The organism is Pseudomonas sp. SDO55104_S430 (assembly GCF_054070595.1).
Genome location: NZ_JBSVXG010000261.1, coordinates 1 through 7,361, shown reverse-complemented (window position 1 = coordinate 7,361; position 7,361 = coordinate 1). Strand labels below are relative to the sequence as shown.

The window sequence follows — 7,361 nt, the reverse complement described above, 5'->3', positions numbered from 1 at the left end:
GCAACTCGGTCATTGTGGGAGCGGGCTTGCCCGCGATGAGGCCCGCTCGGTCACTACAAAAACATCTCCCGACTCAACCCATGCCGCTGCATCTTTTCATTGAAGGTCCGACGCGGCAGTTGCAGTTCTTCCAGCACCGCCTTGATGTCACCCTTGTGCCGGGTCAGCGCCGAGCGCAGGCACTGGGCTTCGAAGGCTTCCTGCTGCGCCGCCAGCGACTGTCCCGGCTCGATACCGTCCGGCACCGGCTCGCCAAGCCCCAGTACCTGACGCTCGGCCATGTTCGCAAGCTCCCTGACATTGCCCGGCCAGTCGTGGCTCAGCAGGTGACTCAACTGCGGGCCGCTCAGGGGCGAAAAAGCTTCGGCCCAGACGCTCGGCGGCATTGCGGGCGAAGGACTCGTACAGCAGCGGAATATCCTCGCGCCGATCACGCAACGGCGGCAGGCGCAGTTCAGCGACGGTCAGGCGGTAGGCCAGGTCTTCGCGAAAACGCCCGGCCCGGGCTTCGTCGAGCAAGTCCGGCTTGGTCGCGGCGATGATCCGCAGGTCGACGCGAATGCTCTGGTTCGACCCCAGGCGTTCGAGCTTCTGTTCCTGCAACACCCGCAACAATTTCACCTGCTGCGCCAGGGGCATGCTTTCGATTTCATCGAGAAACAGCGTGCCGCCGTCGGCGTATTCGAGCTTGCCGATGCGCTTGCCCTGGGCGCCGGTAAAGGCCCCGGTCTCATGGCCGAACAGCTCGGCCTCGAACAATTGCTCGGGGATCGCCGCGCAGTTCAGGGCGACGAAGGGTTTGTCGGCACGGGGGCCGAAGTCGTGCAGGCAGCGGGCAACCAGCTCCTTGCCGCTACCTGTTTCGCCCCGAATCAACACATTGACCGGCAGCGCCGCCAGGTCCAGCACCTGACCGCGCAGAGTTTGCAGGCCGCGGGACACGCCCAGCAGCGTGGCATCGAGCTTGGCGCGATTGTCGGCCTGTTCGTGCAGAGCGCGGTTTTCCAGGACCAGCCGGCGCTTTTCCAGCGCGCGGTTCAGACTGCCGAGCAAGGTTTCGGGGCTGAAGGGTTTTTCCAGGAAGTCGTAGGCGCCATCGCGCATGGCATCGACCGCCATCGGCACGTCGCCGTGGCCGGTCAGCAGGATCACAGGCAGGTCGGCATCGCGCCGTTGGATTTCGGCCAACAGTTCCAGACCGCTCATGCCGGGCATGCGCACGTCGCTGAGAATCACCCCGGCAAAATGCCTGGGCAACTGCGCCAGGCATTCCTCGGCGCGACTGAACAACTGCACCTCGAACCCCGACAGGCTCAGCCATTGCTCAACGGCGCTGCGAATGCTGCTTTCGTCGTCGACCACCATCACTGAGTTGAGCATTAACCGTGGGCCTCCAGATCGATGGGCAGGGTCATGGCAAACACCGCGCCGTTGCCATGATTATCGGCCGTCAGGCGTCCGCCCGATTCATGCACGATAGCGAAAGACACCGCCAAGCCGATACCCAGTCCATCACCCACCGGCTTGGTGGTGAAAAACGGATCGAACACCTTCGGCAGGTTTTCTTCGGCGATACCGCTGCCATTGTCGATGACGCTCAAGCGCCAGATCTGCTCGTCGGCTTCGAGGCGGATTTCCAGGCGCTTGCAGGGTTTGTCCTGCATCGCATCCATTGCATTGCGCAGCAGGTTGATCAGCACCTGCTCCAGACGGATCGCATCGCCGCGCACCCAGGCTGGGCGGGTCAAGTGCAGCACGGTGCTGACCTGTTCATCGCGCAGACGGGTGTCGAGCAGTTGCAGTGATTGATCGACCACCGCCGCCAGGTCGAGGCGCTCGCGCAAGCCGCTGGGGCTTTTGCGGGCGAAGGTTTTCAGGTGACCGGTGAGGGCGGCCATGCGGGTCAGCATTTCGTCCACCGGTTTGAGTGCCGCGTAGGCTTCATCGACGCGGCCGTGATCGAGCAGCAGGCGCAAGGTGGCCAGTTGCATGCGCTGCGCGGTCAGCGGCTGATTGATCTCATGGGCCAAGGCAGCCGACATCTGTCCGAGGGCGGCCAGCTTGGCCGACTGCACCAATCCCTCTTGGGCGGTGCGCAGGTCGCGGGTGCGTTCTTCCACCAACTGTTCGAGTTCCTCGCGGCTGCGCTGGCGCATTTTCGCCAGGCGCCAGCGCTGGTTGAGGAACAGCAGCAGGAACACCAGCGTCAGCCACAGGCCGGCGGCGGCCAGCGCGGCGTTGCGACTGTCTTCGAACGCCACCTGCGGGCGGCGCAGCAGGTGCAATGTCCAGCCTTCGGCCGCCAGTGGCAGGGATTCCCAGAGGTAATCCGCCTGACCGTTCGGGCCTTGTACGCGGGCCAGCTCGCTGTTTTCGTCGAAGTGGCGCAGCGACTGATATTCCAGCGGTGTCAGCGGCTGTTTGTCGTACTGGCGGGTGGACTTGAGTTCGCTGTGATCCTGGTCATTCAGCGGTTTGAGCAGGCGATAACGCCAGCCCGGCTGGTTGGCGATGAACACCACGCCACGGGCGTCGCTGACCAGCAGGGTGTCGTTGCCCTGACTCCATTCCCGTTCCAGATCGGGAAACTCCAGCTTCACCACCATGGCGCCGAGAAACTGCCCATCGTCGCTGGTCACCGCGCTGGACAGGAAATAACCCGGAATACCGCTGGTCACCCCCACGGCATAAAAGCGTCCGGTGCCCTGGGTGCGGGTCTGGTTGAAGTAGGGTCGGAAACCATAGTTGTGGCCGACGTAGCTGCTGGGTAGTCGCCAGTTGCTGGCGGCGACGGCAAGACCGGTGCGGTCGAGCAATTCCAGGGTCGAGGATTCGGCGGCGCCGTTGATTTGTTCCAGCTTGCGGTTCAGCAGATCCTGTTGTTCGGGACTGACCGAGCCCCTGAGCGCGTTGCGCAATTGCGGGTCCAGCGCCAGTACCGAGGGCAGGGTGCGGTAGCGATCGATCAGGGTATGCAGGGACGTGGCATACAGACCCAATTGCTGATTGGCCCGGGCCGCGTCTTCGACCATGGACTGGCGCACGGTGTGGCGCATCGCCAGGGTGGCGGCGATGACGGCGCCGGCGATGATCAACAGTGTATAGAGCGCAATGCGCAGGGGGCGGGAGGACAGAAACATGCAGGCATTACACATGGGGTACGGAGGGGGCGCACCATAACATGGGCCCCGTCCGTCATCACGCGCCCTGAATACGCTGCCGCAGGTTGAAATCTGTTGGTCGCTTTTTTCGGCCGCCACAGATAAGGGCCGGTGCGATGCAGCACAAGGCAATCGGGTAATTTCAGGTAATAAAAAAGGCGACAGGGGCATAACCCCTGTCGCCTTTTTCGGGGCGGTCGAAATGCTTACTGCACTTCTACCGCCAGGCTTTCACTGATCTTTTGCTGCCAGATGGCAGGACCGGTGATGTGTACCGACTCGCCTTTGCTATCGACCGCTACGGTCACCGGCATGTCTTTGACGTCGAACTCGTAGATCGCTTCCATGCCCAGTTCGGCGAACGCCACCACGCGGGATTTCTTGATGGCTTGCGCCACCAGGTAAGCCGCGCCGCCCACTGCCATCAGGTAAACGGCTTTGTGGTCCTTGATCGCGTCGATCGCGGTCGGACCGCGCTCGGATTTGCCGATCATGCCCAGCAGACCGGTTTGCTCAAGGATCTGACGGGTGAACTTGTCCATCCGCGTCGCGGTGGTCGGGCCAGCCGGGCCAACCACTTCTTCGCGCACCGGATCGACCGGGCCGACGTAATAGATGAAGCGACCCTTGAGGTCTACCGGCAGGGTTTCACCCTTGTTCAGCATCTCGACCATGCGCTTGTGCGCAGCGTCGCGACCGGTGAGCATTTTGCCGTTGAGCAGGACGGTTTCGCCCGGCTTCCAGCTCTGCACTTCTTCCGGGGTCAGGGTGTCGAGGTTGACGCGGCGAGCCGACGGACCTGCTTCCCAGACGATTTCCGGGTAGGCGTCCAGCGGTGGCGCTTCCAGCGAAGCCGGGCCGGAACCGTCGAGCACGAAGTGTGCGTGACGGGTGGCGGCGCAGTTCGGGATCATGCACACCGGCAGGGAGGCGGCGTGGGTCGGGTAGTCCATGATCTTCACGTCGAGGACGGTGGTCAGGCCGCCCAGGCCCTGGGCACCGATGCCCAGCTGGTTGACCTTCTCGAACAGCTCCAGACGCATTTCTTCAATGCGGTTCTGTGGGCCGCGGGCCTTGAGCTCGTGAATGTCGATGGATTCCATCAACACTTCCTTGGCCATGACCGCGGCTTTCTCGGCGGTGCCGCCGATGCCGATGCCCAGCATGCCCGGTGGGCACCAGCCGGCACCCATGGTCGGAACGGTCTTCAGAACCCAGTCGACGATCGAGTCGGACGGGTTGAGCATGGCCATCTTCGATTTGTTCTCGGAACCGCCGCCCTTGGCCGCCACGTCCACTTCCACGGTGTTACCCGGAACGATGGAGTAGTGGATGACGGCAGGGGTGTTGTCCTTGGTGTTCTTGCGAGCGCCTGCCGGGTCGGCGAGGATGGAAGCGCGCAGGACGTTTTCCGGCAGGTTGTAGGCGCGACGAACGCCTTCGTTGATCATGTCGTCCAGGCCCATGGTGGCGCCATCCCAACGCACGTCCATGCCCACGCGGACAAACACGGTCACGATGCCGGTGTCCTGGCAGATCGGACGGTGGCCGGTGGCGCACATGCGCGAGTTGATCAGGATTTGCGCCATGGAGTCACGGGCCGCCGGCGATTCTTCGCGCAGGTAGGCTTCGTGCATCGCCTGGATGAAATCCACGGGGTGGTAGTAGGAAATGAACTGCAGGGCGTCGGCAACGCTCTGAATCAGGTCGTCTTGCTTGATCACGGTCATGAGTCGCGCTCCTCTAAAAGACGGGAACATTCAATAAGGTGCTTGCAGCTTGGGTACATCGGTCGGTTGCAAGCACCTTTCAAGGCACGCCGGGCATGCTGGCGCGACGCTAAAAAGGCGCGGCAGTATACCGCGCCTCGCTCAAGGGCACACCCGCCGGCAGTCAATCGTTGGTCTTATAGATGACGCATGGCCCCACGGATGGAGTAAGGCTTGGGAGAAAATTGGATGGTCATTTATCGGCCACGCCACTAAAGTGACATACGGTCTGTAGAGTAGGACGCTCTACCAGCCTCCTTTCATTCGGTGAGTCAACGATTGACCCATAACGCCATTCAACGTCTGCTGATCAAACGTTTTGCCCTCGCAGCCGGCACCTATGCCCTGGCTTTGCTGTTGGTGTGGCTGGCGTTTTTCACCGGCCACTATGAGGATTCGCTGGCGGGCATGGCCGTCGGCAGTTCGCTGGTGGTCATCAGCCAGGCGGCGCTGTTCGCGGTGTTCTATTCGGGCTACAACCTGCGCCTGGGCGATCCCAGCCTGACCGAAGCCCAGGTGATGCTCGGCCTGGGCTGGCAAACCTGGCTCATCGCCCACCTCGATGACGCCCGCGGGGCCTTCCTGGTTTTTTATGTGCTGATCCTGTTGTTCGGGCTGTTCCATCTGTCCCGACGCGCGTTCCTGCGCTGCGCCATGCTGGTGTTCTTCAGTTTCAGTGCGATCACCCTGTGGGAGGGTTATCACTTCCAGTTGGCCGACCCGGCCCTGGCGGCGTTGCAGGTGTGCGTGCTGTTGATCGTGTTGGTCTGGTTGGTGCTCTACGCCGGTTATGTCCAGGCCACACGCCATCGCATGCGCCAGCGCCGCTTTGCCTTGCAGGCCCACCAGGACACACTGCGCGGGATGATGCGCCAGCTCGAAGACCTGGTGGCCACCGACGAATTGACCGGTCTGTTCAATCGCCGGCACTTTCTGCGTCTGGCCACCCGAGAGCTCAACGTGATGGATCCCAGTGTGGTGCATGGCCTGGCGCTCATCGACCTTGACCATTTCAAGCGCATCAATGACCTGCATGGTCACGCAGCTGGCGATCAGGTGCTGCAAGCCTTTGCCGGTGTGGCCAACGCCTGCCTGCGCGACGGTGATGTGCTGGCCCGATACGGTGGCGAAGAATTTGTGGTGCTCTTGCCTGATTGCGATGCGGACAGCCTCACCTCCTGCTGCGAGCGGCTGCGCATCGCGTTTACCGATGTCGAGTTGATCGGCCTGAATGTCCGTAACCTCAGCCTGTCCGCCGGCATGACCCTGCTGGAACATGGCGACGATCTCGATGACGCCCTGCAGCAGGCCGATCAGGCGCTGTATCGCGCCAAGCGTGATGGGCGAAATCGTTGTGCGGCTGCCTGGGAAAACGTCGATGCCTGAGTTACGTGTGGGTGAACGCCAATGGTCGGTGGCGGCGGGCAGCAATCTGCTCGATGCGCTGAATCACAATGGCGTGGCGGTGCCCTACAGCTGTCGCGCCGGCAGTTGCCACGCGTGCCTGGTGCAATGCGTGAATGGCCTGCCGGCCGACAGTCGTCCCGATGCCCTGAGCGCGGAGCAGCGTCAGCAGGGTTGGCGGCTGGCGTGTCAGTGTCAGGTGGTCGAGGACTTGCATGTGCATACCTTCGACCCGTTGCAGGACGGGCGCCCGGCACAAGTGACCGCAGTCGACTGGTTGAGCGACAGCGTGCTGCGCTTGCGCCTGACGCCGGAGCGTCCGTTGCGTTACAGCGCCGGCCAGCATCTGGTGTTGTGGGCCGGGAATGTCGCGCGGCCGTATTCCCTCGCCAGCCTGCCGCAGGACGACCGTTTCCTGGAGTTTCACCTCGATTGCCGCCTGCCCGGTGAATTCAGCGACGCCGCGCGCCGCTTGAACATCGGCGATCCGATCCGCCTCGGCGAATTGCGCGGCGGCGCTCTGCATTACGATCCGTCCTGGCACGATCGGCCGTTGTGGCTGTTGGCGTCCGGTACCGGGTTGGGCCCTTTGTTCGGCGTGCTGCGCGAAGCGTTGCGTCATGATCATCAGGGAGCGATCCGCGTGATTCACCTGGCCCATGATGCAAGTCAGCATTATCTGGCCAAACCGTTGCAAGCCATGGCGGCCAGCCGTCCGAACCTGGATATCGAGCTGTGGACCTCCGCCGAGTTGCCAGCGGCCCTGGCGCAGCTGCGGCTCGTTTCCCGTCAAACCCTGGCTCTGCTCTGCGGAGCCCCTGAGAGTGTCGATGCCTTTGCCCGACGCCTGTATCTGGCGGGATTGCCGCGCAATCAACTGCTGGCCGATGTGTTTCTGGCTCGTGGTTGAGTGTTGATTTAGAGGGCAATGACAGACATTGAGTCTTGTGTCGGCAGTGCGGGGGCCCTTCGCGGGCAAGCCCGCTCCCACAGGGTTTTGTGGTGTACACAATTTCCGGAACACCAT

At 62.6% G+C, this 7,361-nt stretch carries 4 protein-coding genes and 1 pseudogene; 2 read left to right on the top strand and 3 right to left on the bottom strand.

Features of this window, described 5'->3' with window-relative positions:
* Positions 1–53: 53 nt before the first annotated feature.
* From ACW9JE_RS26890 to ACW9JE_RS26880, 3 genes and pseudogenes are all read right to left on the bottom strand, one after another.
* Positions 54–1,380 (bottom strand): annotated as a pseudogene (locus ACW9JE_RS26890) (sigma-54-dependent transcriptional regulator).
* Positions 1,380–3,140, bottom strand: a complete 1,761-nt coding sequence (locus ACW9JE_RS26885) for an ATP-binding protein (protein ID WP_457434480.1) — start codon at positions 3,138–3,140, stop codon at positions 1,380–1,382. Before ACW9JE_RS26885 ends, ACW9JE_RS26890 begins: the two are co-directional and overlap by 1 nt.
* 227 nt (positions 3,141–3,367) lie before the next feature.
* Positions 3,368–4,891 (bottom strand): fumarate hydratase, encoded by a 1,524-nt coding sequence (locus ACW9JE_RS26880; protein WP_008061943.1) that lies wholly within the window; start codon positions 4,889–4,891, stop codon positions 3,368–3,370.
* Between the two features lie 318 nt (positions 4,892–5,209).
* Here ACW9JE_RS26880 and ACW9JE_RS26875 point away from each other — a divergent pair, with 318 nt between their 5' ends.
* Together ACW9JE_RS26875 and ACW9JE_RS26870 are read left to right on the top strand one after the other, a co-directional pair.
* Positions 5,210–6,316, top strand: coding sequence for a diguanylate cyclase domain-containing protein (locus tag ACW9JE_RS26875; protein ID WP_457434479.1), 1,107 nt, complete (start codon positions 5,210–5,212; stop codon positions 6,314–6,316).
* Positions 6,309–7,244, top strand: a complete 936-nt coding sequence (locus tag ACW9JE_RS26870) for an iron-sulfur-binding ferredoxin reductase (protein ID WP_224539029.1) — start codon at positions 6,309–6,311, stop codon at positions 7,242–7,244. The genes ACW9JE_RS26875 and ACW9JE_RS26870 overlap by 8 nt, the downstream gene beginning before the upstream one ends.
* The last annotated feature ends 117 nt before the right edge of the window (positions 7,245–7,361 follow it).

Coding starts and splice junctions, on each gene's coding strand:
- ACW9JE_RS26880 (WP_008061943.1), bottom strand. CDS start 4,891: ATGACCGTGATCAAGCAAGACGACCTGATTCAGAGCGTTGCCGACGCC.
- ACW9JE_RS26870 (WP_224539029.1), top strand. CDS start 6,309: ATGCCTGAGTTACGTGTGGGTGAACGCCAATGGTCGGTGGCGGCGGGC.
- ACW9JE_RS26885 (WP_457434480.1), bottom strand. CDS start 3,140: ATGTTTCTGTCCTCCCGCCCCCTGCGCATTGCGCTCTATACACTGTTG.